The sequence below is a fragment of the Streptomyces sp. CB02058 genome (assembly GCF_001905505.1).
Classification (GTDB): domain Bacteria; phylum Actinomycetota; class Actinomycetes; order Streptomycetales; family Streptomycetaceae; genus Streptomyces.
In genome coordinates this window covers 1,400,600-1,426,204 of sequence record NZ_LIPG01000002.1, presented here as the reverse complement: position 1 = coordinate 1,426,204, position 25,605 = coordinate 1,400,600, and the positions used below count along the sequence as shown (strand labels likewise).

Sequence of the window (25,605 nt, the reverse complement as noted above, 5' to 3'; positions counted from 1 at the left end):
TCAGGCGCCCATCATGTGCACGCCGCCGTCGACGTGGATGATCTCGCCCGTCGTCTTGGGGAAGAAGTCCGAGAGCAGCGCCACGACACCGCGGCCGGCCGGCTCCGGGTCGGTCATGTTCCACTCCAGCGGGGAGCGGTGGTTCCAGACGTCCGCGAGCTCGCTGAAGCCCGGGATGGACTTGGCGGCCATGGAGCCGAGCGGTCCGGCGGAGATCAGGTTGCAGCGGATGCTGTCCTTGCCCAGGTCACGGGCGAGGTAGCGGGAGGTGGCCTCCAGCGCGGCCTTGGCCGGGCCCATCCAGTCGTACTGGGGCCAGGCGAACTGCGCGTCGAAGGTGAGGCCGACGATCGAGCCGCCGTCCGCCATCAGCGGCCTGCAGGCCATGGCGAGCGACTTCAGCGAGAACGCCGAGACGTGCATCGCGGTGGCGACCGAGTCGAAGGGCGTGTTCAGGAAGTTGCCACCGAGGGCGTCCTGCGGCGCGAAGCCGATGGAGTGCACGACGCCGTCGAGCGAGCCGAGCTCCTCCTTGACCAGGCCCGCGAGCCGGTCGAGGTGCTCGTCGTTGGTGACGTCGAGCTCGAGGACCTTGACGGGCTTCGGAAGCTTCTTGGCGATGCGCTCGGTCAGCGTCGGCCGGGGAAAGGCCGTCAGGATGACCTCGGCGCCCTGCTCCTGGGCCACCTTCGCGGTGTGGAACGCGATGGACGACTCCATCAGCACCCCGGTGATGAGGATGCGCTTGCCGTCGAGAATTCCGCTCATGGTGATCAGTGACCCATGCCCAATCCGCCGTCAACGGGGATGACGGCTCCAGTGATGTACGACGCGTCGTCGGACGCGAGGAAGCGCACCGCGGCGGCGATCTCGGCGGGCTGCGCGTAGCGGCCGAGCGGCACCTGCGACACGATGCCCTTGCGCTGCTCGTCGGTGAGCACCTGGGTCATGTCGGTGTCGACGAACCCGGGTGCGACGACGTTGAAGGTGATGTTCCGCGAGCCGAGCTCACGGGCGAGCGACCGGGCGAAGCCGACGAGGCCCGCCTTGGACGCCGCGTAGTTGGCCTGTCCGGCCGAGCCGAGGAGGCCGACGACCGAGGAGATCAGGACGACGCGGCCCTTCTTGGCGCGCAGCATCCCGCGGTTGGCGCGCTTGACGACGCGGAAGGTGCCGGTGAGGTTGGTGTCGAGCACGGACGTGAAGTCGTCCTCGGACATCCGCATCAGCAACTGGTCCTTGGTGATGCCGGCGTTGGCGACCAGCACCTCCACGGGACCGTGCTTCTCCTCGATCTCCTTGTAGGCCTGCTCCACCTGCTCGGTGTCGGTGATGTCGCACCGGACGGCCAGAACCCCGGCCTCGGTGAGCGCCTGCGGCGGCTCACCCGAGCGGTAGGTGATGGCGACCTTGTCGCCGTTGTCGGCGAAGGCGCGGGCGATGGCGAGGCCGATGCCCCGGTTTCCTCCGGTGACGAGAACCGAGCGGCTCAACGGATCACCCTTTCCTTGGCGGTCTGGTACCTCGAAAACCTATCGGTACCACCCCGCTTCCAGGGAATCGGCCTCTGACAGCGCCGCCGGGCCGCGACTGTCGGATCCCTACAGAAGGGTCCGGCTCGGACCCGGGAACGTAAAACGAGCGCGCGGGGACACCTCGACCCCCCATGATTCACTGCGAGGACATTTCTGAGGTGGAGAAGGGGAGGCCCGCGTGGCCCACGAGGTAGATCAGTCGTTCCTGGCCCTGCCCTTGCGTGCCCTCGCCGACGCGGCGCTCGCCCGCGCCCGGGCGCTCGGTGCCGTACACGCGGACTTCCGGCTGGAGCGGGTGCGCGGCGCCTCCTGGCGGCTGCGGGACGCACGGCCCTCCGGGACGTCGGACACCACCGATCTCGGGTTCGCCGTCCGGGTGGTGCACGGCGGGGCGTGGGGGTTCGCGTCCGGGGTCGACCTGACGATGGACGCCGCCGCGAAGGTGGCCTCGCAGGCCGTGGCCATGGCCAAGCTGTCGGCGAAGGTGATCGCGGCGGCCGGGTCGGACGAGCGGGTGGAGCTCGCCGACGAGCCGGTGCACGGCGAGCGGACCTGGGTGTCGGCGTACGACGTCGACCCGTTCTCCGTACCGGCCGAGGAGAAGGCCGGGCTGCTCGCGGAGTGGAGCGCGCGGCTGCTGGCGGCGGACGGGGTCGCGCATGTGGACGCCTCCCTGATGACCGTTCACGAGAACAAGTTCTACGCGGACACGGCGGGCACCGTCACCACCCAGCAGCGGGTGCGGGTGCATCCGCAGCTGACCGCGGTGGCCGTGGACGGCACGACCGGTGAGTTCGACTCCATGCGGACGATCGCGCCGCCGGTGGGCCGGGGCTGGGAGTACCTGACGGGCACCGGCTGGGACTGGGACTCCGAACTGGAGCGCATTCCCGGACTGCTGGCCGAGAAGATGCGGGCGCCGAGCGTCGAGGCGGGGACGTACGACCTGGTCGTCGACCCGTCGAACCTCTGGCTGACCATCCACGAGTCGATCGGCCACGCCACCGAGCTGGACCGCGCGCTGGGTTACGAGGCGGCGTACGCGGGCACGTCGTTCGCCACCTTCGACCAGCTGGGGAAGCTGGCGTACGGCTCCCCCGCGATGAACGTGACGGGCGACCGCACCGCCGAGCACGGCCTCGCGACCGTCGGTTACGACGACGAGGGCGTCGAGGCGCAGTCCTGGGACCTGGTCAAGGACGGGACCCTGGTGGGCTACCAGACGGACCGCCGGATCGCGAAGCTGACGGGACTGGGCCGGTCCAACGGCTGCGCGTACGCCGACTCGCCGGAGCACGTCCCCGTGCAGCGCATGGCGAACGTGTCGCTGAAGCCGGATCCGGGCGGGCTCTCCACGGAGGACCTGATCGGCGGCGTCGAGCGCGGGATCTACGTGGTCGGCGACCGGTCCTGGTCGATCGACATGCAGAGGTACAACTTCCAGTTCACGCAGCAACGGGCGTATGCGATCCGGGACGGCCGTCTCGCCGGCCAGGTCCGGGATGTTGCCTACCAGGGGACGACCCCGGATTTCTGGGGGTCGATGACGGCCGTCGGCGGGCCTCAGACATACGTCCTCGGCGGGGCGTTCAACTGCGGGAAGGCTCAGCCCGGCCAGGTTGCGGCCGTCTCTCACGGATGCCCGACAGCAGTGTTCCGGGGCGTGAACATCCTCAACACCTCGGACGAGTCCGGGCGTTCCTGATCGGCCGCGATATGCATCTGCACGGCCTCGCCCCGAACACCGGCGTTGGCGTCATCGACAGGCGACCCCGGCAACGGGACGCTGCCCCGCAGAGACGCGAGATCCAGCCCAAGGCGGTTGTGCATCACGAGCGCCCCTCGGTGCATCGACCTTCGCACCAGATGTCCGTAGATCAGTTCAGTCGTGCGAGTGGTCCGGTGTCCGACCCATGCAGCAATTTCGAACAGTGGGATACCGGAGTGGATCGCCTCGGAGACGAAGAAGTGCCGGAAACTCTTGGGGGTGTACTGCGGTGTCCCCGCAGCCGTGGCGGCCTCCTTGAACTGTGCCAGGAACCAGTCGTACGACGGATGCCGGTCATTCAGACGGGGGGATTCGAAGAACCATCCCCTGTCCCCCCACACCCCGTAGGCGGCGACATGGTCGTTGAGGACCTGGCGGATCGAGTGAGGGACAGGAGCCTTTCGCACCTCGCCCGAAGCACGGCTCTTGGTCCCACGCTTCACACCGCGGCGGGATCCGGAGATCTCCTGGCACCCGTACGCCGACACCTGGTGGTCCACCGCGATGATGCCGCGATCCCAGTCCATCGAGGCATCCGACACCGCCAGGGCCTCACCCGGGCGCAGCCCGCATCCAGCCATCGCCCAGAATCCGGCGCGGATCAGCTTCGGGGTCTCCGCGATGATCCCCATCACCTCCTCCATGGCGGGGATGTCGGCGTCGGCGATCGGGGTCAGTGGCCTCCCGGCACGCCGGTGAGGATTTACCTTGCGGCCAGGGTTCCGACCGATGATCTCGGCCGTCACCGCATAGTTGAATACGGACGAGAGGACGTTCTTGCGCCCTCGGATGCCGTTCTCCGCATAGCCACGCCTCTGCTGCTCCGCCTCCCAGTGTTCAATGTCCACAGGCGTGATGTCGGCCATCTCGATGGATCCGAATGTCTGCGCAAAGTGGTTGCCATACACGCTCTGGTAGTTCCGCCGCGTGGACTCTTCAAGGGCTCCGGCCTCGACCCACTCGCCCCAGACATCCGCGAAATCCCTCCGTCCAGCCGCGGGGTCGAGTCGCGCCCCCAAGTCCTTGCGCCGTTCGACACCGATCGCGAAGGATTCCGCATCTTCCAACCGCTTGAACGGAACCTCACGCACCACGCCTGCCTCGCGGTACGCCACGCGGTACGTCAAATGAGCGCAGTCCGGCTTCCTGCGCCCCGGGCAGTCGCAGTCCTCGTGACTGATAGCCGCCACGCCAATTCACCTCATGCATATCGATTGGCCACACATCCGCAACGAAGCTACGCACTCGACAGCAGATATCCAATTCAGCTCTCACACGACAGAGTTCGCGTCGAACATGAATGCGACATGCGATTTCGAATCCACCCGAACAAAAAGGCGAGACCCCCGGGTCTGCGGCAGATAAGCTGCTCCCCTCATCCGAAGCCTTGCCACCATCGATACGGCGCGCCCAAGCACTGTCGACCTGGTGGGGCAGCACGACGGCCCGGCCACGGTAATTCTCATGTCCACACCCCTGGAGACAGTCGATGAGCAGGCGAAACAGCAAGCCGTACGAGATCGTCGAGCGCGCACTGGAGCTGTCCACCGCCGACGGCTGTGTGGTCATCGCGGACGAGAACTCCTCCGCCAATCTGCGCTGGGCCGGCAACGCGCTCACCACGAACGGGGTGACGCGGGGGCGGACCCTGACCGTGATCGCGACCGTGGACGGCGCCGAGGGGACCGCGTCCGGTGTGGTGTCGCGCTCGGCCGTCACCGCCGACGACCTGGAGCCGCTCGTGCGGGCCGCCGAGGCCGCCGCGCGCGGCGCCGGGCCGGCCGAGGACGCGCAGCCGCTGGTCTCCGGCATCCCGGTGTCCGCCGCCTTCACGGACGCCCCGGCGGAGACGGGCTCCGACGTCTTCGCCGACTTCGCCCCGGCACTGGGCGAGGCCTTCGCCCGCGCGCGCTCGGGCGGCCGTGAGCTGTACGGCTTCGCCCACCACCAGCTGAACTCGACGTATCTCGGTACGTCGACGGGGGTGCGGCTGCGCCACGACCAGCCGAACGGGACGCTGGAGCTGAACGCCAAGTCCCCGGACCGGACCCGGTCCGCCTGGGCGGGCAGGGCCACCCGGGACTTCAAGGACGTCGACCCGGCGGCCCTGGACGCGGAACTGGCGCAGCGCCTCGGCTGGGCGGAGCGCCGTATCGAGCTGCCCGCCGGGCGGTACGAGACTCTGCTGCCGCCGACCGCGGTGGCCGATCTGCTGATCTACCAGTACTGGTCGGCGGGTGCCCGGGACGCGACGGAGGGCCGTACGGTCTTCTCCCGGCCGGGCGGCGGGACGCGGATCGGCGAGACGCTCTCCGAACTGCCGCTGAACCTGCGAAGCGATCCGCACGCTCCGGGGCTGGAGTCGGCTCCTTTCGTGATCGCGCACGCCTCCGGGGACGACTCGTCGGTCTTCGACAACGGGCTGCCGCTGGCGCCGACCGACTGGATCAAGGGCGGCAAGCTGGAGCGGCTGACCACCACCCGGCACTCCGCCGGGCTGACAAACCTGCCGGTGGCCCCGGCGATGGACAACCTGGTGCTGGACGGCGGCGGTGAGCGGTCCCTCGAGGAGATGGTCGCCGCGACGACCGGCCGGGCGCTGCTGCTGACCTGCCTCTGGTACATCCGGGAGGTGGATCCGGCCACGCTGCTGCTGACCGGTCTGACCAGGGACGGGGTCTATCTGGTGGAGGACGGCGAGGTGCTGGGCGAGGTGAACAACTTCCGCTTCAACGAGTCCCCCGTCGGGCTGCTGTCCCGTGCCTCGGAGGCGGGCCGCACGGAGAGGACGCTGCCGCGCGAGTGGGGCGACTGGTTCACCCGTGCCGCGATGCCGGCGCTGCGCATCCCGGACTTCCACATGAGCTCGGTCAGCCGGGGCGTCTGACCGTCCTAGACTGGAGCGGCATACCACCGAACCCCCCGAGGAGAGAATCGACCGTGACCGACATCGTCGACGAGCTGAAGTGGCGTGGGCTGTTCGCCCAGTCCACCGACGAGGACGCACTGCGCAAGGCTCTCGCGGACGGCCCGGTCACCTTCTATTGCGGGTTCGACCCGACCGCGGCGAGTCTTCACGTCGGCCATCTCGTGCAGGTGCTCACCATGCGGCGGCTCCAGCTCGCGGGGCTGAAGCCGCTCGCCCTGGTGGGCGGGGCCACGGGCCAGATCGGTGACCCGCGGCCGACCGCCGAGCGCACGCTGAACGACCCGGAGACCATCGCCGCGTGGGTCCAGCGGCTGCGCGGGCAGATCGAGCCCTTCCTCACCTTCGAGGGCCCGAACGCCGCCACGATGGTGAACAACCTGGACTGGACCGCGGGCATGTCCGCGATCGAGTTCCTCCGGGACATCGGCAAGCACTTCCGGGTCAACAAGATGCTCACCAAGGACTCGGTGGCCCGCCGGCTGGAGTCCCAGGAGGGCATCAGCTACACGGAGTTCAGCTACCAGCTGCTCCAGGGCATGGACTACCTGGAGCTGTACCGGCGCCACGGCTGCACCCTCCAGCAGGGCGGCAGCGACCAGTGGGGCAACCTCACCGCGGGCATCGACCTGATCCACCGCCTGGAGCCGGGTGCGCAGGTGCACGCGCTGGCGACCCCGCTCATGGTGAAGGCCGACGGCACCAAGTTCGGCAAGTCCGAGAGCGGCGCCGTCTGGCTCGACCCGGAGATGACGACGCCGTACGCGTTCTACCAGTTCTGGCTGAATGTGGACGACCGGGACATCTCGACGTACATGCGCATCCTCAGCTTCAAGAGCCGCGAGGAGCTCGAGGAGCTGGAGAAGCTCACCGAGGAGCGCCCGCAGGCGCGTTCGGCGCAGCGGTCGCTGGCCGAGGAGCTGACGACGCTGGTGCACGGCGGCGCGCAGTGCGCGGCGGTCATCGCGGCGTCGAAGGCGCTGTTCGGCCAGGGCGAGCTCGGCGAGCTGGACGAGGCGACGCTGAGCGCCGCCCTCTCGGAGGTGCCGCACGCCAGGGTCGCCGAGCTGGGCCCCGTGGTGGACCTCCTGGTCGAGGTCGGGCTGTCCGCCAGCAAGTCGGCCGCCCGCCGCACGGTCAAGGAGGGCGGGGCCTACGTGAACAACGCGAAGGTCACGGACGGCGAGACCGCCCCCGACGCCGGGGAGCTGCTGCACGGACGCTGGCTGGTCCTGCGCCGGGGCAAGAAGAACCTGGCCGCCGTCGAGGTCACCGCCGGCTGAGGCGGGAGAGCACAGCGGTGCGGCCGGTCACGCGTCTCGCGTGGCCGGCCGCACTGTCGTTCCGCCCGGGGTCAGGTTCTCTGCCGCTTGTTCCGGTTGCCCTTGACGGACTGCCAGACCATGTCACCGACACCGACGACGGCCACGGCACCGATCAGCTGCAGCACATGGCGGGTCCAGTCGATGCCGTCGGTATCCCTGACGCCGATCCAGCCCGCGACCGCGTTGCCCAGGATGCTGCCGAGGATGCCGAACACGGTCGTCAGCCAGAGGGGGATGTCCTGCTTGCCCGGCAGGATGGCCCGGGCGATCACACCCAGCACCAGGCCCACGATGATTGCCCACAACCAGCTCATAACGCCTCCTCGTGCGGCGCGGTGTGCGCACGTTCGCCCAGTCTCGGCCCGCCGGACGTACGCCGCATGCCGGACAGGGCCGTACGTGGGACGGCACCCGGACCGGCATGAACGGGACATACCCCGGTCTCGAACCCGGCGGACGGCGGGCGTACCGTAGGAGCGGCGCCGTACGGGGATGTCCGGCACAGAGACGTGGTGGTGGAGTCACGATGCGGAAGCAGAGCGGCGCGGAGGTCTACCGGATCACGGGCGCGCGGCAGGGACTTGCCGACGACGTGCGCGGCAGGCAGCGGCGCTACATCATCTCCATGTCCGTGCGCACCGTCTCGGTGGTGCTGGCCGCGACCCTGTGGAACGTCGAGAGGCATGTGGCCGTGGTGGCGCTCGCATTGGGCGTTCTGCTCCCGTATGTCGCGGTGGTCATCGCCAACGCGGGCCGGGAGAACACCCCTTCACTGCCTACGACCTTCGTGCCCGCGCCGATGCGGCCCGCCCTCGGCACGGCTGCGGCGGCGGCCTCTCCGGAGCCGGCCGCGGAGTCCGTGGCGGAGCCCGGGCAGGCCGGCCGGGGTGACGATCCGCGCAGCGCGGACTGATCCGCGACGGCTCGCGAAGCTCAAGAAAAGCTCAGATCAATCACGGCGTTCAGGTGCACCGGACCCCGGTCCGCGTGCCATACTTCGTGAGCGCTCCGCATCCCCCGTCGGAGCGACGGACCGACGCCGGGCAGCTCCCCCCGTGGCTGCTCGGCGTCGCCCTTTCTCCGGCGGGGATGCGTCGCGGAGCCGTCCGTCGGGAGCCCTTAGGGTTGAGGCCGTGAACTTCCCCGATACCTCCGCCGAGAGCGCCACCGGTGCTCCGGTCTGCTCCGCCAAGGGCTGTCGCGCCGACGCCGTGTGGGTGCTGGCCTGGAACAACCCGAAGCTCCACACTCCGGACCGCCGCAAGACCTGGCTGGCCTGCGACGAGCACAAGGAGCACCTCTCCTCGTTCCTCGGGGTGCGCGGCTTCCTGAAGGACGTCGTGACGCTGGAGGAGTGGGAGTCCTCAGCCACCGATCGCTGACATCGGGCGGTCGGGCTGCAGGAAGGTGGGGTCGTCGAGACCGGAGCCCGCCTTCTTGCCCCACATCGCGAGCTTCCAGATCCTGGCGATCTCCTCGTCCGGCGCGTCGGAGCGCAGGGCACCGCGCAGATCCGTCTCCTCGCGGGCGAAGAGGCAGGTGCGGACCTGTCCGTCGGCGGTGAGCCGGGTGCGGTCGCAGGCGCTGCAGAAGGGCCTGGTCACGGAGGCGATGACGCCGACGCGATGCGGGCCGCCGTCCACGGTCCAGCGCTCGGCGGGAGCCGATCCGCGCTCGTCCTCCCCTTCCTCGGTGAGGGTGAAGCGGGTGCGCAGCGAGGCGAGGATGTCACCCGCGGTGATCATCCCGTCGCGCTTCCAGCCGTGCTGGGCGTCGAGCGGCATCTGCTCGATGAAGCGGAGCTCGTAGTCGTTCTCCACGGCCCAGGCGAGGAGCTCGGGGGCCTCGTCCTCGTTGAGCCCGGGCATCAGCACCGTGTTGACCTTCACGGGGGTGAGTCCGGCTTCCCGGGCGGCCCGGAGCCCGTCCAGGACATCCTTGTGCCGGTCACGGCGGGTGAGCGTCTTGAACACGTCGGGGCGCAGGGTGTCCAGGGATACGTTGACCCGGTCCAGGCCCGCGGCCTTCAGGGCGGCTGCGGTGCGCTTGAGCCCGATGCCGTTGGTGGTGAGCGACATCCTGGGGCGGGGCTCCAGGGCGGCGCAGCGCTCGACGATGGACACGAGTCCGGGGCGCAGCAGGGGCTCGCCGCCGGTGAAGCGGACTTCCCTGACGCCGAGGTCGGTGACGGCGATGCGGATGAGCCTGACGATCTCGTCGTCGGTGAGCAGCTCCGACTTGGTCAGCCACTGGAGGCCCTCTTCGGGCATGCAGTAGGTGCAGCGGAGATTGCACTTGTCGGTCAGTGAAACACGCAGGTCGGTGGCGACCCGGCCGTAGGTGTCGATGAGCACTTTTGGGCCCCCTCCCCCGGTGATGTCCGCGGATGCGGTCTGACTCCTCCGAGACTACGCGAGACCTGTGACATCCAGGAGGCCCGGTTGGCACGAGGTGCGACGGGGCCCCGTCGTAGTTCTCTACGACGGGGCCCCGGGCGGTGGTGCGGCAGGCGGGTCAGTGGGCTCCGGTGCCGGTGAGGGACTTGACCTCGAGTTCGGCGTACTTGCCCTTGTCCGGCACCTCCTTGGAGAGGACCGAGCCGAGCCAGCCGAGCAGGAAGCCCAGCGGGATGGAGATGAGGCCCGGGTTCTCCAGCGGGAACCAGGCGAAGTCCACGTCCGGGAACATCGAGGTGGCCTTGCCTGAGACGACCGGCGAGAAGAGCACCAGCAGCACGGACGAGGCGAGGCCGCCGTAGATGGACCAGAGTGCGCCCTGGGTGGTGAAGCGCTTCCAGAACAGGCTGTAGAGGATCGTCGGCAGGTTGGCCGACGCGGCGACGGCGAAGGCCAGGGCGACGAGCCCGGCGACGTTCAGGTCGCGGGCCAGCGCGCCGAGCGCGATGGAGACGACGCCGATCGCGACGGTGGCCCACTTCGCGGCACGCATCTCCTCCTTCTCCGTGGCGGTCCCCTTGCGGATGACGTTGGCGTAGATGTCGTGGGCGAAGGAGGACGAGGAGGCGAGGGTGAGTCCCGCGACCACGGCCAGGATGGTGGCGAAGGCGACGGCCGAGATGACCGCGAGGAGGATGGCGCCCCAGGTGGTGCCGACCCCTCCGAGGTATTCGGCCAGCTGCGGTGCCGCGGCGTTGCCCGCCGGGTTCTTGGCCTTGATCTCCTCCGGCCCGATCAGCGCGGCGGCGCCGAAGCCCAGGGCGATCGTCATCAGGTAGAAGGCGCCGATGATCCCGATGGCCCAGTTCACGGACTTACGGGCCGCCTTGGACGTCGGCACGGTGTAGAAGCGGATCAGGATGTGCGGCAGACCGGCGGTGCCCAGCACCAGCGCGATGCCGAGCGAGATGAAGTCCAGCTTCGAGGTTCCGGTCGCGCCGTACTTGAGGCCCGGCTCCAGGAAGGCGGCGCCGTGGCCGCTCTTCTCCGCGGCGGTGCCCAGCAGGTCGGAGACGTTGAAGTTGAACTTCCACAGCACCAGGAAGGTCATCAGCAGGGCGCCCGCGATGAGGAGGACGGCCTTGACCATCTGCACCCAGGTGGTGCCCTTCATGCCGCCGATGGTGACGTAGAGGATCATGAGTACGCCGACCAGCGCCACGATGACGATCTTGCCCGAGTCGCTGGTGATGCCGAGGAGCAGCGAGACCAGCACGCCCGCACCGGCCATCTGGGCGAGCAGGTAGAAGATCGAGACGACGATCGTGGAGGTGCCGGCCGCCGTACGGACGGGCCGCTGGCGCATCCGGTAGGCGAGGACGTCGCCCATGGTGTAGCGGCCGGAGTTGCGCAGCGGTTCGGCGACGAGGAGCAGCGCCACGAGCCAGGCGACGAGGAAGCCGATGGAGTAGAGGAAGCCGTCGTATCCGAAGAGCGCGATGGCGCCCGCGATGCCGAGGAAGGACGCGGCCGACATGTAGTCGCCGGAGACGGCGAGGCCGTTCTGGAAGGCGGTGAACTGCCGCCCGCCCGCGTAGAAGTCGGACGCGCTCTTGGTCTGGCGGCCGGCCCAGACGGTGATGCCGAGCGTCGCGGCGACGAAGACCGCGAAGAGGGTGATGATCAGCGGCCGGTGCTCGGTCGTCGACGAGGCGGCGAGCTGGATCACTGCGTGGGTGTCGTGCGCGGCGCTCATGCGTCGGCCTCCAGACGGGACTTGATGGCCGCCGCCTGCGGGTCGAGCTTGTTGGTGGCGTGGCGCGAGTAGAACCAGGCGATGAGGAACGTCGTGAGGAACTGGGCGAGGCCGAACACGAACGCCACGTTGAAGTTGGCGACGACCTTGGTGCCCATGAAGTCGCCCGCGTAGCTGGACAGCAGCACGTACAGCAGGTACCAGGCGATGAAGGCCACGGTCAGCGGGAAGGCGAACGAGCGGTGGGAGCGTCGCAGTTCGGCGAACTCCGCGCTGTTCTGCGCCTCGAGGTACGCCTCGGTCGTGGGCTGGACGGGACTGTCGTCCTCACGCCCCTGGGGCGGCGGTGCTTCGGTAGCCACGGATTCTCCTCGCGACGCGGGTGCGGTGGTGGGCACGGTGGATTTCACAGGGAGTCCTCTGCGTGATCGGGGCTGGTGCACGGCTCCCTGTGCAACGGCACGGAGAGCGCGGCGAAGCGGTTCACCGCAGGTTCGGTCTTCTCCGGAGTTGCCGCGTGGACGCGCCTCCCGGAGGTCACACCTCGAACTCACTTGCCCGTATTCATTGATGCGCCGGGAAGATCAGCGATAACTTCACTGGTCATGTACCGGTCCGGACACACCTGTGTCCGGACCACTGGCACGGATGATGTGGAGAACCCATGGCTCATCTGGCAACCAGACGGACACGCGTACTCACGCTGCCCGTCGGACTCGCGCTCACGGCCTCGCTCGGTTTCCTCCCGACGGGGACCGCGGCCGCGGCACCCGCGGAGGAGCCGGCGGCGGTATCGGCGGACGGGCCCCAGCTGTCGTACGTCGTGAACACGCGGGCGGGTCACGGCACCGTCAAGCAGGTCCGCAAGGCGATATCCGCGGCCGGCGGGTCGGTCGTCACGTCGTACGACAAGATCGGCGTCATCGTCGTCCACTCGAAGAACCCGGACTTCGGCGCGACGATCCGCAAGGCCAAGGGCGTCCAGTCCGCGGGCGCCACGCGCACCAACCCGATCGTCCCGCAGGCGACCAAGGACATCGGCGTCGGCCAGCCCCTCTCCGCCGGGCAGGCTCAGGCCGCCGCGGCCGAGGCGACGGCCGGCCAGGACCCGCTGGAGCCCCTGCAGTGGGACCTGCCCGCCATCAAGGCGGACAAGGCGCACCAGAAGTCGCTCGGCAGCAGCAAGGTCACGGTCGCCGTCATCGACACGGGCGTGGACGACACCCACCCGGACCTGGCGCCGAACTTCGACCGTGCCGCCTCCGTGAACTGCGTGTCCGGTGCCCCGGACACCACCGAGGGCGCCTGGCGTCCCGCGCCCGGCGAGGCCGACCACGGAACGCACGTCGCGGGCACCATAGCCGCGGCGAAGAACGGCGTCGGCGTCACCGGCGTCGCACCCGGGGTGAAGGTCTCCGGCATCAAGGTGTCCACGCCCGCCGGCTTCTTCTACACCGAGGCCGTCGTCTGCGGCTTCGTCTGGGCCGCCGAGCACGGCGTCGATGTGACCAACAACAGCTATTACACCGACCCCTGGCTGTTCAACTGCAAGAACGACCCGGACCAGGGCGCCCTGGTCGAGGCGGTCACCCGTGCCACCCGCTACGCGGAGAGCAAGGGTGTCGTGAACGTCGCCGCGGCCGGCAACTCCGACCACGACCTGGCCCTCGACGCCATCGAGGACACGACGAGCCCCAACGACACGACGACGGTCACCCGCACGGTCGACCCGAGCGCCTGCCCCGACATCCCGACCATGCTGCCGGGTGTCGTGACGGTCTCCGCGACCGGGGCGAAGGGCCTGAAGTCCTCGTACTCGAACTACGGTCTCGGAGTCATCGACGTGGCCGCCCCGGGCGGTGACTCGACGCGCTACCAGACGCCCGAGGCTCCGGCCGTCAGCGGTCTGATCCTGTCGACGACGATCGGCGGCGGCTACAACTACAAGGCCGGTACGTCGATGGCGTCCCCGCACGTCGCGGGCGTCGCGGCCCTGATCAAGTCGGCCCACCCGCGTGCCTCCGCGGCGGTGGTGAAGGCGCTGCTGACGCACCAGGCCGACGCCACCGCGTGCGGCGCGCCGTACGACATCGACGCCGACGGCACCGTGGACGCGGTCTGCGAGGGCGGCACCCGGTACAACGGCTTCTACGGAGCCGGTGTCGTGGACGCGCTGGACGCGGTCACCCGGTAACCGGCGGGGCACGGCGTGAAAGGAGGGGCCGGGGACAGCTGTCCCCGGCCCCTCCCGCGTACGGCGGGCGCTACGGCTTGACGAGGACCTTCAGCGCCGTGCGCTCGTCCATCGCCTTGTAGCCGCCCGGCACCCCGTCCAGCCCGACGGTCAGGTCGAAGACGGGCGAGGGGTCGATCGTGCCGTCCAGCACGTCGGGGAGCAGCTCCGGGATGTACGTGCGCACGGGGGCGACGCCTCCGCGCAGGGCGATGTTCCGGTCGAACATGACGCCGAGGTCGACGCCGGTGCCGCTGCCGTGCGGGACTCCGACGTATCCGACGGAGCCGCCGTCGCGCACGATGCCGAGGGCCGTGCGCATCGACTGCTCGGTGCCGACCGCCTCGATGACCCCGTGGGTGCCTTCGCCCCGCGTCAGCTCCCGTACGGCCGCGAGAGCCGCCTCGCCGCGCTCGGCGACGACGTCCGTGGCTCCGAAGGCGCGGGCGATGTCGGTACGGGCCTGGTGGCGGCCCAGGGCGATGATCCGCTCGGCGCCGAGCCGCTTGGCGGCCATGACGCCGCACAGGCCGACCGCGCCGTCACCGACGACCGCGACGGTGCTGCCGGGCTTCACGCCCGCGCCGATCGCCGCGTGGTGCCCGGTGCCCAGGACGTCGGAGAGCGCCAGGAGCGCGGTCAGCAGGCGGTCGTCGGACGCGGCGGCAGCGGGGAGCTTGACCAGGGTGCCGTCGGCGAACGGGACGCGGACCGCCTCGCCCTGGCCGCCGTCCGAACCGACCGAACCCCAGAAGCCGCCCTGGGGGCAGGAGGTGGTGAGCCCTTCGGCGCAGTAGGCGCAGGTGCCGTCGGACCAGACGAAGGGGGCGACGACGAGGTCGCCGACGGCGAAGCCGTTGACCCCGGAGCCGGCCTCCTCGACGACGCCGAGGAACTCGTGGCCGATGCGCTGGCCGGGCTGCCGGGCCGACTCGCCCCGGTAGGCCCACAGGTCACTGCCGCAGATGCAGGCCCGCAGCACCCGCAGGACGACGTCGGTGGGCTGCTGGACCCGGGGGTCGGGCACCTCCTCGACCCGGATGTCGTGAGGGGCGTGGATGACGGTGGCGCGCATGCGTGGAGATCCTCGATCGTCTCAGATTCTGATACTCCCCTCACGGTACGCCCCAGGGGCGGCGCCGGTGGAATCCTCCGCTCCGCCGAGCGCCCCCCGTGTGAGCAGGTACTGCGCGGCGATGTAGGTCAGCATGATCCAGAAGTCGTGGGCGGGCAGCTGGGGCCAGTCCGCGATGCCGGTGGCGATGAGCGCGTCGGAGAGCAGGAAGAGGGCTCCGCCGACGGCGGCGTTCCGGCCGAGGACGCCCGCCCGCCACGCCATCGCCGTGAGCAGCAGGCTGTATCCGGTCAAGGGGACGCGCAGTCCGCCCGGCAGGCCCGGCCACAGCAGCACGACGAAGACCACGAGGACCACGGCGTACACGAGACCGGTGACCGCCCGCACGGGGGCGCGGCCGAAGAGCAGCAGGTAGCAGACGTGACCTGCCGCGAAGAAGGCCATGCCCACGAGGAACGCGGCCTCCGCGTCGGGCATCAGCAGCACGTCGCCCGCCCAGCCGCACAGCAGCGCGGCGATCAGCAGCCGGGGGCCGCCGCGTGCCGTGGCGTAGGCGGCGAGCAGGAGCATCAGCAGCGGCTTGGTGGCCACGTGCGCGGCGTCCGCCCCGGCGAGGAGCCCGGCCAGATGGACGGCGGAGACGGCGAGGAAGGCGACGAGCAGCGGGCGCACGAGCCGGTGTGCGCCGGCGCGGGGCGTCATCCGGTGCGCTCGGCGGTGTGCGGCTGCGCGGCGGGTGCCGGTGCCGTCCCGGCGGTGGATGCCGTCCCGGCGGCGGGTGCCGTCCCGGCGGCGGGTGCCGGCTGCCAGCCCGGTCCCCGGAAGACGCGGCCCGCCCGCTCGCTCCAGGTGGCCGCCGCTCGCACGTCGCGGGCGATGGCGGCGTACTCGTGGGTGGCGACGCGGAAGGGGTTGTGGGTGCTGATGTTCTTGGTGAGCCCGAAGACGGGCCGCTCGGTCTCGCCCGCGAACGAGCCGAAGAGCCGGTCCCAGACGATGAGGATCCCGCCGAAGTTCCGGTCCAGGTAGCCGCCCTGGGAGGCGTGGTGCACCCGGTGGTGGGAGGGCGTGTTGAGGACGTACTCGAAGGGCCGGGGCAGCTTGTCGATCCTCTCGGTGTGGACCCCGAACTGGTAGACGAGGTTCACCGAGGAGCAGAAGGCGAGCGCGGCCGGGTGGACGCCCAGGGCGATGAGCGGGAGGTAGAACGGCCAGGAGGTGAGCGAGGTCCAGGGCTGGCGCAGCGCCGTGGTGAGGTTGAACTTCCGGCTGGAGTGGTGAACCACGTGACAGGCCCAGAGGAGCCGGATGACGTGGTGGCCGCGGTGGGACCAGTAGTAGAAGAAGTCCTGCGCGAGGAGCATCAGCAGGACCGTCCACCAGAGCACGGGAACGCGCAGCGGGGTCAGCTCGTAGACGGCCGCGTAGATCGCCACGACGGGTATCTTCCACAGCAGGTCGAAGCCCAGGCTGCCGAGCCCCATGGTGACGCTGGTGGCGGCGTCCTTGGCGTCGTATCCGGCGGCGTCCTCGTCCGGGTGCAGTCGGTAGGACACCATTTCGAGGACGGTGAGCAGGACGAAGGCCGGGATCGACCACAGCACGACATCGGGCAGGTTCGGCTCCATGCGTGCACCGTAGAGCCGTTCGAGGGGCCGGGCATAGATGTTGTTACCGACAAGTATGTGAGACGTCGCGTCATGAGTGTTTGGCGGATTCCACCAACGGGCCCGTCGTAGGATTTCCGGCACGCGCGCAGTCCAGGGGGAGGAACTCACGTGTCGGGTACGGAAGTTGCCCTGATCCGACTGGCGACCACGGTCATCGGCACGGTCGCCAAGTCGCTGCTGACCCCCAGACCGGGCGCGGGTCTGGTAGCGGAACCGGTCCGGCCGCTCCCCCGCCCCGCGAAGCCGGACCGGCTGGCGCGGGTGCTCGGCGCCCGGCTCACGGAGCGGTACGCCGACCTGCCCGAGCACGAGCGTCTCGCCGCTCTCGACTCCGTGCACGACACCTTCGCGGCGGCGGGCGAACTGGACGCGGACCGTCTGTTCGCGCTGGACCTGGACGCGTCCCGGCTGCACGCGGAGCTGTCGTCGCCCGCCGCCGGCCTCTCCCCGCGCGCGGAGGAGCTGTACGGGGAGCTGCTCGGCCGGTGCTGCGAGCACCTCGTGGAACAGCTCACCGCCCACCCCTCGTTCGCGGCGCGCGCGGCCGTGGAGCAGACCCGGGCGGGGGCCCGGACGCGCGAGCTGGTGGAGGACGTACGTGCCCGGGTCGGCCCCAGGCCGGACGCATCGGCGCTCGCCTTCGAGCAGCGGTACGCCGATTTCATGGCCACGACGAACAGCAGGATGGGGCTGTTCGGGCTGACGCTGGGCCGGTCGGCGCGCGAATGGCCCCTGGAGACGGCGTACATCAGCCTGAGCGTGAGCGGCGAGAGCGCCGGACAGGACGGACTGGACCGCACGGCCACGGTGACGGTCTCCGTGGAACAGGCGCTGGCCGGGACGGAACGGCTGCTGCTGCGGGGCCCGGCCGGTTCCGGCAAGAGCACGCTGGTGCAGTGGCTGGCGCTGAACGCGGCCCGCCGCACCTTCGGCAGCGACCTCGGGGACTGGAACCGCTGCGTGCCCTTCGTGCTGCGGCTGCGCGCCTTCACCTCGCAGGGAACGCTGCCCACGCCCGAGGACTTCCTGCGCGCGGCGGGCGTTCCCCTGCACGGCGCCGCACCGGCCGGCTGGGTGGACGGGCTGCTGGCCGAGGGGCGCGCCCTGGTCCTGGTGGACGGCGTCGACGAGGTGCCGATGCGGCTGCGCCACCGCACGGAGAAGTGGCTGAAGGACCTGATCGCGGCCTATCCCGGATCCCGCTACGTGGTGACGACCCGGCCGTCCGCCGTCCCGGAGAGCTGGCTCGCGGGCTTCGGATTCGAGGCGCACTCCCTGCTCGCGATGGAAAGGAGGGACATCCACGCGTTCGTCGAGCACTGGCACGCGGCAGCTCGGTCCGAGTGCGTGTCCGACGGGGAGCGCGCACAGCTCGACGTCTACGAATCCTCGCTGCGCCGGGCCGTGACGACCCGCCCCGACCTGGGACGGCTCGCCACCAACCCGCTGATGTGCGCCCTGCTGTGCGCGTTGAACCGGGACCGGCGGATGCAGCTGCCGCGGGCCCGCAAGGAGCTGTACGACGCCGCGCTGGACATGCTGCTCGTGCGGCGTGACACCGAGCGCGAGATCGTCGGGGTGGAGGGCGTCGACCTCACGCGGGAGGAGCAGACGGCACTGCTCCAGCGCCTGGCGTACTGGCTGATCCGGAACGGCCAGGTGGAGGCGGACCACGACGAGGCCCTGGAGATGCTGGCCGACTGGCTGACCGCCATGCCGCAGGTCAGGGGCACCGCCGACGAGGTCTTCTCGCACCTGCTGATCAGGAGCGGACTGCTGCGCGAACCCGCCCCGGGGGCGGTGGGCTTCGTGCACCGGACCTTCCAGGACTATCTCGGGGCCAAGGCCGCCGTGGAGGCCCGCGACTTCGGCGTGCTGGTGCAGCACGCCCATGACGACCAGTGGCACGACGTGATCCAGATGGCGGTGGGCCACGCACGCGCCGACGAACGGGCCCGGCTTCTGCGCCAGTTGCTGAAGCGCGCGGACCGCGCCCGCAAGCACCGGCACCGTCTGGTGCTGCTGGCGGCGGCGAGCCTGGAGCACGCCCCGGAGCTGGACCCGGCGGTACGGGCCGAGGTACAGCGCCGGACGGCGGACCTGCTGCCGCCGCGCACCCGGGCGGAGGCGGAGGAGCTGGCGTCGGTGGGCGAGCTGGTCCTGGAGCTGCTGCCGGGGCCGGAGGAGGTGACGGAGGAGTACGCGGCGAGCTGCGTGGTGCTGACAGCTTCCCTCGTCGGCGGTGACGCGGCGTACGAGGTGCTCAAGCGCTACCGGGACGACGAGCGGAATTCGGTGGCCGCCCAGCTGGCCAACGTGTGGAGCTCCTTCGACACCGAGACATACGCCCGGGAGCTGCTCGCGCCGCGCCCTTGGGACGACATCTACGTGTCGGTGACGAACGCGAACCAGATGGAAGCGCTGCGACTGGTGCCCGAGGCGAAGTCGATCCGGGTGCAGGGCAGCCACGAGGACCTTTCCCCACTGATCACGCGCAGCGGGATGGAAAGGCTCTTCGTCTACGAGAACAGGGCACTGACCGATATAGCCCCGGTGGCATCCATGCGCTCACTCACGGAGATCGGCCTCAGCCTCTGCCCGGGCGTCCACGACCTGAGCCCACTCTCGGAGCTCCCGCTGACCTGGCTGTCGCTGGTACAGCTGCATCCCGACGTTCCAATGGAACAGCTGGAGCCGCTCACGAACGTCACTTCCCTCACCCTGGGACACCGTTTCCCTGTCGACAGCATCGGTCAGCTGGCTCTCAGTCCTCGTCTCACATCGCTCACCCTGCCCGAAGAGACCGGAGACCTCAGCCTGGAGGGGCTTGAGCGATGGTCCGGACTGGAGGAACTCGGTTTGTACGACCCCAGGCATCTGTTGTACGTCACGAAGAGCCCGCTCCTGCGCAGTCTCAAGCGCCTCATCCTGAGCTGGCAGGACCTCCCGGATCTGAGCGCCCTCGCAGGATGCAGCGGGCTGGACACACTGATACTCAATTGCTGCCGGTACCCGAACGGTCTGGCACTGCTGCGGGAGCTGCCGGCACTGAGGTGCCTGTACATCTACGCCTATCCCGCGGACGAGCCCGTGGACCTCGGCCCGCTGGCCGACCAGCACGGCCTGACCATCCATGTGGGGGTCGAGACGAGGGCCACCGGCACCGAGCTCTTCCCGTCCGAGCGGATCGTACGCAAACGGTAGGACCGCCCCGCCCTCACACCCCCGCCGCCCCCAGCAGCGCCCCCGCCCCGTACGTCACCGCCATGGCCACCGCGCCCCCGGCCATGTTCCGCAGCACCGCCCGCCCGGCCGGTGCCGCGCCCAGGCGGGCGCTCCACCAGCCGGTTGCGGCCAGCGCCGCGAGCACGGAGAGCACGGTGACGGGGAGCCGCAGGGAGGACGGCGGCAGCACGATCGCCAGGAGCGGCAGCAGCGCGCCCACCGTGAAGGCCAGGAAGCTCGCTCCCGCCGCGTGCCACGGGTTGGTCAGTTCGTCCGGGTCGATGCCCAGCTCGACCTCGGCGTGCGCCCGCAGCGCGTCGCGCTGCGTGAGCTGTACGGCGGCTTCCCGGGCGAGCTCGTTGCTCAGCCCCTTCCCCTCCAGGAGTCCGGTCAGCTCGGCGAGCTCGGCCTCCGGGGTATCCCGGAGTTCCCGCTTCTCCGTCTCCAGCGCGGACTTCTCCGAGTCGCGCTGGGTGGACACCGACACGTATTCGCCGGCCGCCATCGACATGGAGCCCGCGAGCAGCCCCGCCAGGCCGGCCGTCAGCAGGGTGGACCGGTCGCCCGTGGCCCCGGCCACACCGACGACCAGGCCCGCCGTGGAGACCACTCCGTCGTTGGCGCCGAGGACCGCGGCCCGCAGCCAGTTGAGCCGGACGCCGAGTCCGCCGCCGTGGGGTTCGTCGTGTGTCTGCGCCTGTGTCTCCGTCACCCCGGGAGCGTCTCACCGCACGCTTCCCCGGCGCATCCGCGACCCGCGGTTCCGGCACCCGGTCAACTGCTCTCCGCTACCACAGGATTCATGGCGGGACCGCCCGGATAGGTCACTGTCGGTCCCGGCCCGTATTCTCTGTGACCATGCTCGACGACCGTCAGACCGCAGCGCCGTGGCCGGCCGCGTATCCCCAGGGGTACGCGGTCGTCGACGTGGAGACCACCGGACTCGCCCGCGACGACCGGATAATCTCCGCTGCCGTGTACCGCCTGGACGCCCAGGGCGACGTCGAGGACCACTGGTACACCCTGGTGAACCCCGAGCGCGATCCCGGTCCGGTCTGGATCCACGGCCTGACCAGCGACGTCCTGGAGGGCGCCCCGCTCTTCCCGGAGGTCGCCGCGCAGCTGTCGGAGCGGCTCGCGGGGCGGGTGCTCGTCGCCCACAACGCCGCGTTCGACTGGTCGATGATCGCCCGTGAGTACGCGCGCGCGGCGGTCACCGCGCCCGTCGAGCAGCGGCTGTGCACCATCGCGCTGGCCAAGGAGCTCCGGCTCCCGCTCCCCAACCACAAGCTGGAGTCGCTGGCCGCGCACTTCGGCGTGGTGCAGCAGCGCGCGCACCACGCCCTCGACGACGCCCGGGTGCTGGCGGAGGCCTTCCGCCCGAGTCTGCACGCGGCGGCCCGGGACGGTGTGCGGCTGCCACTGCTGGAGTGCCGCCCGCTGACGGAGTGGCACGACTCCCCGGTCACCCCGCGCGCCGGGTACCGGCCCTCGCAGGGCCAGGGCAGCTGGCGCCCCTCGCGCAAGCGCCCCGCGTGCCCGTATCCGAATCCGGGGCGCTACGAGTCGGACAAACCTCTCATGCAGGGCATGCGGGTGGCATTCTCCGGGGACACCTCGATCGACCGGGAGCTTCTGGAGGACCGGGCCGTGGAGGCCGGCCTGCATGTGGCGACGAGCGTGTCGCGGCTGACGAGCCTGCTCGTCACCAACGACCCCGACTCGGTGACGTCCAAGACGGTGAAGGCCAAGTCGTTCGGCACTCCGATCCTGGAGGAGAGCGCGTTCACCCATCTGCTGAGGGATGTGGCACGGGCGAAGTCGGTCTCCGTGCCCGCGCCGTCACCGTCATCGGAGTGAACCGGGGGCGACTCGCCCGGCATCCGCTCGCCCGTCGCCGCCCGGCGTCCCACCCTGTGGCGCATGGCACGTTGTGAGGTCTGCGGAAACGACTACGGGATGTCCTTCGAGGTGCACGCGCAGGGCGCGGTGCATGTCTTCGACTGCTTCTCCTGCGCCATCCACCGCATGGCGCCCATCTGTGAGCACTGCCGGGTGCAGGTCATCGGCCAGGGCGTCGAGGTCGACGGCCACTGGTACTGCGGCGGTCACTGCGCCCGCGCCGAGGGAAGGGCGGGCATCGTGGACAAAGTATGACGGGCCGCTCAGGTCCGTGGGAGCGCCCGCTCCCACCGCACGGGGACCCCTCCGTGCCGCACCCCATGGCCCCGGTTGTACGGTCATGGGGTGTACCGCTTCCTGTTGACCCGGCAGTGGGTGATTCTCACCCTCCTCGTCCTCGCGATGATTCCCACGATGGTCGAGCTGGGTTTCTGGCAGCTGCACCGGCATGAACACCGGGTCGAGCAGAACGCGCTGATCACCCGGAACCTCGAGGCGGACCCGGTCCCCGTGACCCGGCTGACCTCCCCCGGGCACACGGTCCCCCGTTCCGACTACTGGCGTGCCGTGACGGCCACCGGCACGTTCGACACCGAGCACGAGGTCGTCGTGCGCCGCCGCACCTCGCAGGACGAGCGCATCGGCGTGCTGGTGCTGACCCCGCTGAACCTCAAGGGCGGCGGCACCGTCCTGGTCAACCGGGGCTGGGTGCCCGCGGCGGCCGACCAGCAGTCCTTCCCCGAGGTCCCGGCACCGCCGGGCGGGGAGGTCACGGTCGAGGGCAGGCTCAAGGCGGACGAGACGACGAGCGCCAGCGGCATCAAGGACCTGGAGGGCCTGCCGGACCGCCAGGTGATGCTGATCAACAGCGCCCAGCAGTCGCACCTGCTCGGCCGTCCGGTGCTCGGCGGCTACCTGGAGCTGACCTCTCCCGAACCGGCCGACGGCAGCCCCGAGACGATCGCGGCCCCCGACGACGGCTCGATCGGCCCGCACATGGCGTACGCCGTCCAGTGGTGGCTCTTCGCCGCCGGGGTCCCGGTCGGGTGGGTCATTCTCGTACGCCGTGAGAAGCGCGACCGTGCCGAGGCCGCGGCCGCCGCCGAGGACGAGGCGGCGGAGCAGCCGGAGCCTGCGACCGCCTAGGGTCCCGCACCAGGCTGTTCGAACCGGGTTCGCTGCTTAGCGGGGCCCAGGTTCGGGAAGACGCCAGAGCGTGACCCCACGCATCGAGGACTACGCCCTCATCGGTGATCTCCAGACGGCCGCCCTGGTCGGCAGGAACGGTTCTGTCGACTGGCTGTGCCTGCCGCGCTTCGACTCGGGCGCCTGCTTCGCGGCCCTGCTCGGCGACGAGGACAACGGGCACTGGCGCATCGCCCCCCAGGGCACGCACAGCACGGAGAACTGCACCCGGCGCGCCTATGTGGACGACTCCCTGGTCCTGGAGACCTTCTGGGAGACCAGGACCGGCACGGTCAAGGTCGTCGACTTCATGCCGCAGCGCGACAAGGCGCCCGACATCATGCGGATCGTCGAGGGCGTCAGCGGCACCGTCGACATGAGCTCCGTCCTGCGGCTGCGGTTCGACTTCGGCTCCGTGGTGCCGTGGATGCGCCGCTCGCACGGCCACCGGGTGGCGGTGGCGGGCCCGGACTCCGTCTGGCTGCGCAGCGAACCGCCGGTCAAGACGTGGGGCCAGCAGTTCAGCACCTGCTCCTCCTTCACGGTCACCGAGGGCGAGTCCGTGGCGTTCGTCCTCACCTGGCACCCCTCGCACTCCCCCCGCCCGAAGCTGATCGATCCTCACAAGGCGCTGAAGCACACCCTCACCGACTGGGCGAAGTGGTCGGCGCGGTGCACCTACCACGGCAGGCACCGGGAAGCGGTGCTCCGCTCCCTGATCACCCTGAAGGCGCTCACCTACGCCCCGACCGGCGGGATCGTGGCGGCCCTCACCACCTCGCTGCCGGAGGAGATCGGCGGCGTACGGAACTGGGACTACCGCTACTGCTGGCTGCGGGACTCCACCCTCACCCTGGGCGCCATGGTCTCGGCCGGATACCTCCAGGAGGCGGCGGCGTGGCGCGACTGGCTGCTGCGCGCGGTGGCCGGTGACCCCGCGGACCTCCAGATCATGTACGGGCTGGGGGGCGAGCGAAGACTGCCCGAGACGGAACTGACCTGGCTGCGGGGTTACGAGAACTCCCTGCCGGTCCGCACGGGCAACGCGGCGGTGCGGCAGCTGCAGCTCGACGTGTACGGCGAGGTCATCGACTCGCTCAGGCTGGCCCGCGACGCCGGGCTCGACGACAAGCCGCACGCCTGGAACCTCCAGCTGAGCCTGCTCGGCTTCCTGGAGTCCACCTGGCGCGAGCCGGACGAGGGCCTGTGGGAGGTCCGGGGGGAGCGCCGTCACTTCGTGCACTCCAAGGTGATGGCCTGGGTCGCGGCCGACCGCGCGGTGCGGACCCTGGAGGAGAACCCCGGGCTCCCGGGCGACGCCGACCGGTGGCGGGCGATGCGGGACGCCGTGCACGCGGAGGTCTGCGAGAAGGGCTACGACCCGGTGCGCAACACCTTCACCCAGTACTACGGCTCCCAGGAGCTGGACGCCTCGACGCTGCTGATCCTGCGTACCGGCTTCCTGCCGCCCGACGACCCCCGGGTGATCGGGACGGTCGACGCGGTACGCGACGAGCTCGCCCACGACGGTCTGATCCGCCGCTACAGCACCGAGGGCGCGTCGGTGGACGGTCTCCCCGGCAACGAGGGGGCCTTCATCGCCTGCTCGTTCTGGCTGGTCGACGCCCTGCTGCGGACGGGCCGCAGGGACGAGGCCGAGGAGCTCTTCGACCGGCTGCTGGAGCTGCGTAACGACGTGGGGCTGCTGGCCGAGGAGTACGACTCGGCGGCCGGCCGCCAGCTCGGCAACTACCCGCAGGCGTTCAGCCACATCGGCCTGGTGAACAGCGCGGTCGACCTCGCCGGTGAGGACTTGGCAGGATAGGGCCCATGGATCTTGGACTGAAGGACCGTGTGTACATCGTCACCGGGGCGACCCGCGGGCTGGGCAACGCCACCGCGCGCGCCCTCGCCGCCGACGGGGCGAAGGTGATCATCTCCGGCCGTGACGAGAAGAGCGCCGCGGAGGCGGCGGCGGAGCTGGGCCCGGACGCGGTCGGCATCGCCGCGGACAACGCCGACCCGCTGGCCGCCCGCCGGCTGGTGGACGCCGCGAGGGACCGCTTCGGCGGGCTGGACGGCATCCTCATCAGCGTGGGCGGTCCCGCGCCGGGCTTCCTCGCGGACAACACGGACGACCAGTGGCAGTCCGCCTTCGAGTCGGTCTTCCTGGGCGCGGTGCGCCTCGCCCGCACAGCGGCCGAGGCGCTCGGCGAGGGCGGTGTCATCGGCTTCGTCCTGTCCGGATCGGTGCACGAGCCGATCCCCGGACTGACCATCTCCAACGGGCTGCGCCCCGGCCTCGCCGGCTTCGCCAAGTCCCTCGCCGACGAGCTGGGCCCGCGCGGCGTCCGGGTCGTCGGGGTGCTGCCGTCCCGGATCGACACGGACCGGGTGCGCGAGCTCGACGCCCTGTCCGGCGACGCGGAGGCCTCCCGCGCGGCGAACGAGGCGCGCATCCCGTTGCGCCGCTACGGGACCCCGGAGGAGTTCGGGAAGACCTCGGCCTTCCTGCTCTCCCCCGCCGCTTCCTATCTGACGGGGATCATGGTGCCCGTCGACGGCGGCGCCCGGCACGGTTTCTGACGCTCCCGCGCGGGCGGGCGCCG

General features: G+C 70.5%; 23 protein-coding genes. 12 read left to right on the top strand and 11 right to left on the bottom strand.

The genetic code is table 11. The annotated features are described in order from the left end of the window. Together fabI and fabG are read right to left on the bottom strand one after the other, a co-directional pair. Positions 1-768 carry an enoyl-ACP reductase FabI gene (gene fabI / locus AMK10_RS13645; RefSeq protein ID WP_073747949.1) on the bottom strand — a complete coding sequence of 256 codons (768 nt, stop codon included), beginning with the start codon at positions 766-768 and terminating at the stop codon, positions 1-3. A 5-nt stretch (positions 769-773) separates the two neighbouring features. After that, positions 774-1,493 carry a 3-oxoacyl-[acyl-carrier-protein] reductase gene (fabG, locus tag AMK10_RS13640; RefSeq protein ID WP_073747948.1) on the bottom strand — a complete coding sequence of 240 codons (720 nt, stop codon included), beginning with the start codon at positions 1,491-1,493 and terminating at the stop codon, positions 774-776. A 220-nt stretch (positions 1,494-1,713) separates the two neighbouring features. Between fabG and AMK10_RS13635 the strand changes: the two genes are divergently transcribed. Next, positions 1,714-3,240, top strand: coding sequence for a TldD/PmbA family protein (locus tag AMK10_RS13635; protein ID WP_073747947.1), 1,527 nt, complete (start codon positions 1,714-1,716; stop codon positions 3,238-3,240). Here the strand turns inward: AMK10_RS13635 and AMK10_RS13630 are convergent. After that, positions 3,168-4,418 (bottom strand): tyrosine-type recombinase/integrase, encoded by a 1,251-nt coding sequence (locus AMK10_RS13630; RefSeq protein WP_143194953.1) that lies wholly within the window; start codon positions 4,416-4,418, stop codon positions 3,168-3,170. The two genes, AMK10_RS13635 and AMK10_RS13630, sit on opposite strands and share 73 nt — an antisense overlap. Positions 4,419-4,792: 374 nt before the next feature. Between AMK10_RS13630 and AMK10_RS13625 the strand changes: the two genes are divergently transcribed. Continuing rightward, a complete protein-coding gene (locus AMK10_RS13625; RefSeq protein ID WP_073747945.1) occupies positions 4,793-6,190 on the top strand; it encodes a metallopeptidase TldD-related protein in 1,398 nt (465 codons plus the stop codon). Positions 6,191-6,243: 53 nt separating this feature from the next. Continuing rightward, positions 6,244-7,512 (top strand): tyrosine--tRNA ligase, encoded by a 1,269-nt coding sequence (gene tyrS, locus AMK10_RS13620; RefSeq protein WP_073747944.1) that lies wholly within the window; start codon positions 6,244-6,246, stop codon positions 7,510-7,512. A 71-nt stretch (positions 7,513-7,583) separates the two neighbouring features. On the opposite strand, the gene AMK10_RS13615 is transcribed toward tyrS, so the two are convergent. Next, positions 7,584-7,868: a GlsB/YeaQ/YmgE family stress response membrane protein gene (locus tag AMK10_RS13615; RefSeq protein WP_073747943.1), complete on the bottom strand. Its 285-nt coding sequence runs from the start codon at positions 7,866-7,868 to the stop codon at positions 7,584-7,586. A 212-nt stretch (positions 7,869-8,080) separates the two neighbouring features. Between AMK10_RS13615 and AMK10_RS13610 the strand changes: the two genes are divergently transcribed. Both AMK10_RS13610 and AMK10_RS13605 read left to right on the top strand, forming a co-directional pair. After that, positions 8,081-8,467, top strand: a complete 387-nt coding sequence (locus AMK10_RS13610) for a DUF3099 domain-containing protein (RefSeq protein WP_073747942.1) — start codon at positions 8,081-8,083, stop codon at positions 8,465-8,467. A 220-nt stretch (positions 8,468-8,687) separates the two neighbouring features. Further along, positions 8,688-8,936 (top strand): hypothetical protein, encoded by a 249-nt coding sequence (locus tag AMK10_RS13605; protein WP_073747941.1) that lies wholly within the window; start codon positions 8,688-8,690, stop codon positions 8,934-8,936. Here AMK10_RS13605 and moaA read toward each other — a convergent pair. From moaA to AMK10_RS13590, 3 genes are all read right to left on the bottom strand, one after another. Then, complete coding sequence (gene moaA / locus AMK10_RS13600; protein WP_241839527.1) at positions 8,919-9,908, bottom strand: GTP 3',8-cyclase MoaA; 990 nt, start codon at positions 9,906-9,908, stop codon at positions 8,919-8,921. The two genes, AMK10_RS13605 and moaA, sit on opposite strands and share 18 nt — an antisense overlap. Before the next feature lie 160 nt (positions 9,909-10,068). Continuing rightward, a complete protein-coding gene (locus tag AMK10_RS13595; RefSeq protein ID WP_073747939.1) occupies positions 10,069-11,706 on the bottom strand; it encodes a solute symporter family protein in 1,638 nt (545 codons plus the stop codon). Beyond that, positions 11,703-12,068 (bottom strand): DUF485 domain-containing protein, encoded by a 366-nt coding sequence (locus AMK10_RS13590; RefSeq protein WP_073747938.1) that lies wholly within the window; start codon positions 12,066-12,068, stop codon positions 11,703-11,705. The genes AMK10_RS13595 and AMK10_RS13590 overlap by 4 nt, the downstream gene beginning before the upstream one ends. Positions 12,069-12,370: 302 nt before the next feature. On the opposite strand from AMK10_RS13590, the gene AMK10_RS13585 reads away from it, so the two are divergent. Further along, positions 12,371-13,900, top strand: a complete 1,530-nt coding sequence (locus AMK10_RS13585; RefSeq protein ID WP_073747937.1) for a S8 family peptidase — start codon at positions 12,371-12,373, stop codon at positions 13,898-13,900. A gap of 70 nt (positions 13,901-13,970) precedes the next feature. Here the strand turns inward: AMK10_RS13585 and AMK10_RS13580 are convergent, their stop codons facing one another. Genes AMK10_RS13580 through AMK10_RS13570 form a run of 3 tightly spaced genes read right to left on the bottom strand, consistent with a single transcriptional unit; the run spans position 13,971 to position 16,642 of the window. Beyond that, the gene (locus AMK10_RS13580) at positions 13,971-15,014 is read right to left on the bottom strand and encodes a zinc-dependent alcohol dehydrogenase family protein (RefSeq protein WP_073747936.1); all 1,044 of its coding nucleotides are present in this window, start codon (positions 15,012-15,014) and stop codon (positions 13,971-13,973) included. A gap of 21 nt (positions 15,015-15,035) precedes the next feature. Beyond that, complete coding sequence (locus tag AMK10_RS13575; protein ID WP_073747935.1) at positions 15,036-15,716, bottom strand: lysoplasmalogenase; 681 nt, start codon at positions 15,714-15,716, stop codon at positions 15,036-15,038. Next, positions 15,713-16,642, bottom strand: coding sequence for a sterol desaturase family protein (locus AMK10_RS13570; protein ID WP_073747934.1), 930 nt, complete (start codon positions 16,640-16,642; stop codon positions 15,713-15,715). The genes AMK10_RS13575 and AMK10_RS13570 overlap by 4 nt, the downstream gene beginning before the upstream one ends. 150 nt (positions 16,643-16,792) lie before the next feature. Here AMK10_RS13570 and AMK10_RS13565 point away from each other — a divergent pair, with 150 nt between their 5' ends. Then, positions 16,793-19,888, top strand: a complete 3,096-nt coding sequence (locus AMK10_RS13565) for an NACHT domain-containing protein (RefSeq protein WP_073747933.1) — start codon at positions 16,793-16,795, stop codon at positions 19,886-19,888. A 13-nt stretch (positions 19,889-19,901) separates the two neighbouring features. On the opposite strand, the gene AMK10_RS13560 is transcribed toward AMK10_RS13565, so the two are convergent. Beyond that, positions 19,902-20,621: a VIT1/CCC1 transporter family protein gene (locus AMK10_RS13560; protein ID WP_073747932.1), complete on the bottom strand. Its 720-nt coding sequence runs from the start codon at positions 20,619-20,621 to the stop codon at positions 19,902-19,904. A gap of 140 nt (positions 20,622-20,761) precedes the next feature. Here AMK10_RS13560 and AMK10_RS13555 point away from each other — a divergent pair, with 140 nt between their 5' ends. The 5 genes from AMK10_RS13555 (at position 20,762) to AMK10_RS13535 (ending at position 25,582) form a co-directional block, all read left to right on the top strand. Beyond that, positions 20,762-21,769, top strand: a complete 1,008-nt coding sequence (locus AMK10_RS13555; protein ID WP_073747931.1) for a DEDDh family exonuclease — start codon at positions 20,762-20,764, stop codon at positions 21,767-21,769. Positions 21,770-21,832: 63 nt separating this feature from the next. Next, positions 21,833-22,066, top strand: a complete 234-nt coding sequence (locus tag AMK10_RS13550) for a hypothetical protein (protein ID WP_073747930.1) — start codon at positions 21,833-21,835, stop codon at positions 22,064-22,066. A 90-nt stretch (positions 22,067-22,156) separates the two neighbouring features. Further along, on the top strand, positions 22,157-22,957 hold the full coding sequence (locus tag AMK10_RS13545) for an SURF1 family cytochrome oxidase biogenesis protein (RefSeq protein WP_073747929.1): 801 nt from the start codon (positions 22,157-22,159) through the stop codon (positions 22,955-22,957). 70 nt (positions 22,958-23,027) lie between these two features. Further along, positions 23,028-24,821: a glycoside hydrolase family 15 protein gene (locus AMK10_RS13540; protein WP_073747928.1), complete on the top strand. Its 1,794-nt coding sequence runs from the start codon at positions 23,028-23,030 to the stop codon at positions 24,819-24,821. A gap of 5 nt (positions 24,822-24,826) precedes the next feature. Continuing rightward, complete coding sequence (locus AMK10_RS13535) at positions 24,827-25,582, top strand: SDR family oxidoreductase (RefSeq protein ID WP_073747927.1); 756 nt, start codon at positions 24,827-24,829, stop codon at positions 25,580-25,582. Positions 25,583-25,605: the final 23 nt, after the last annotated feature.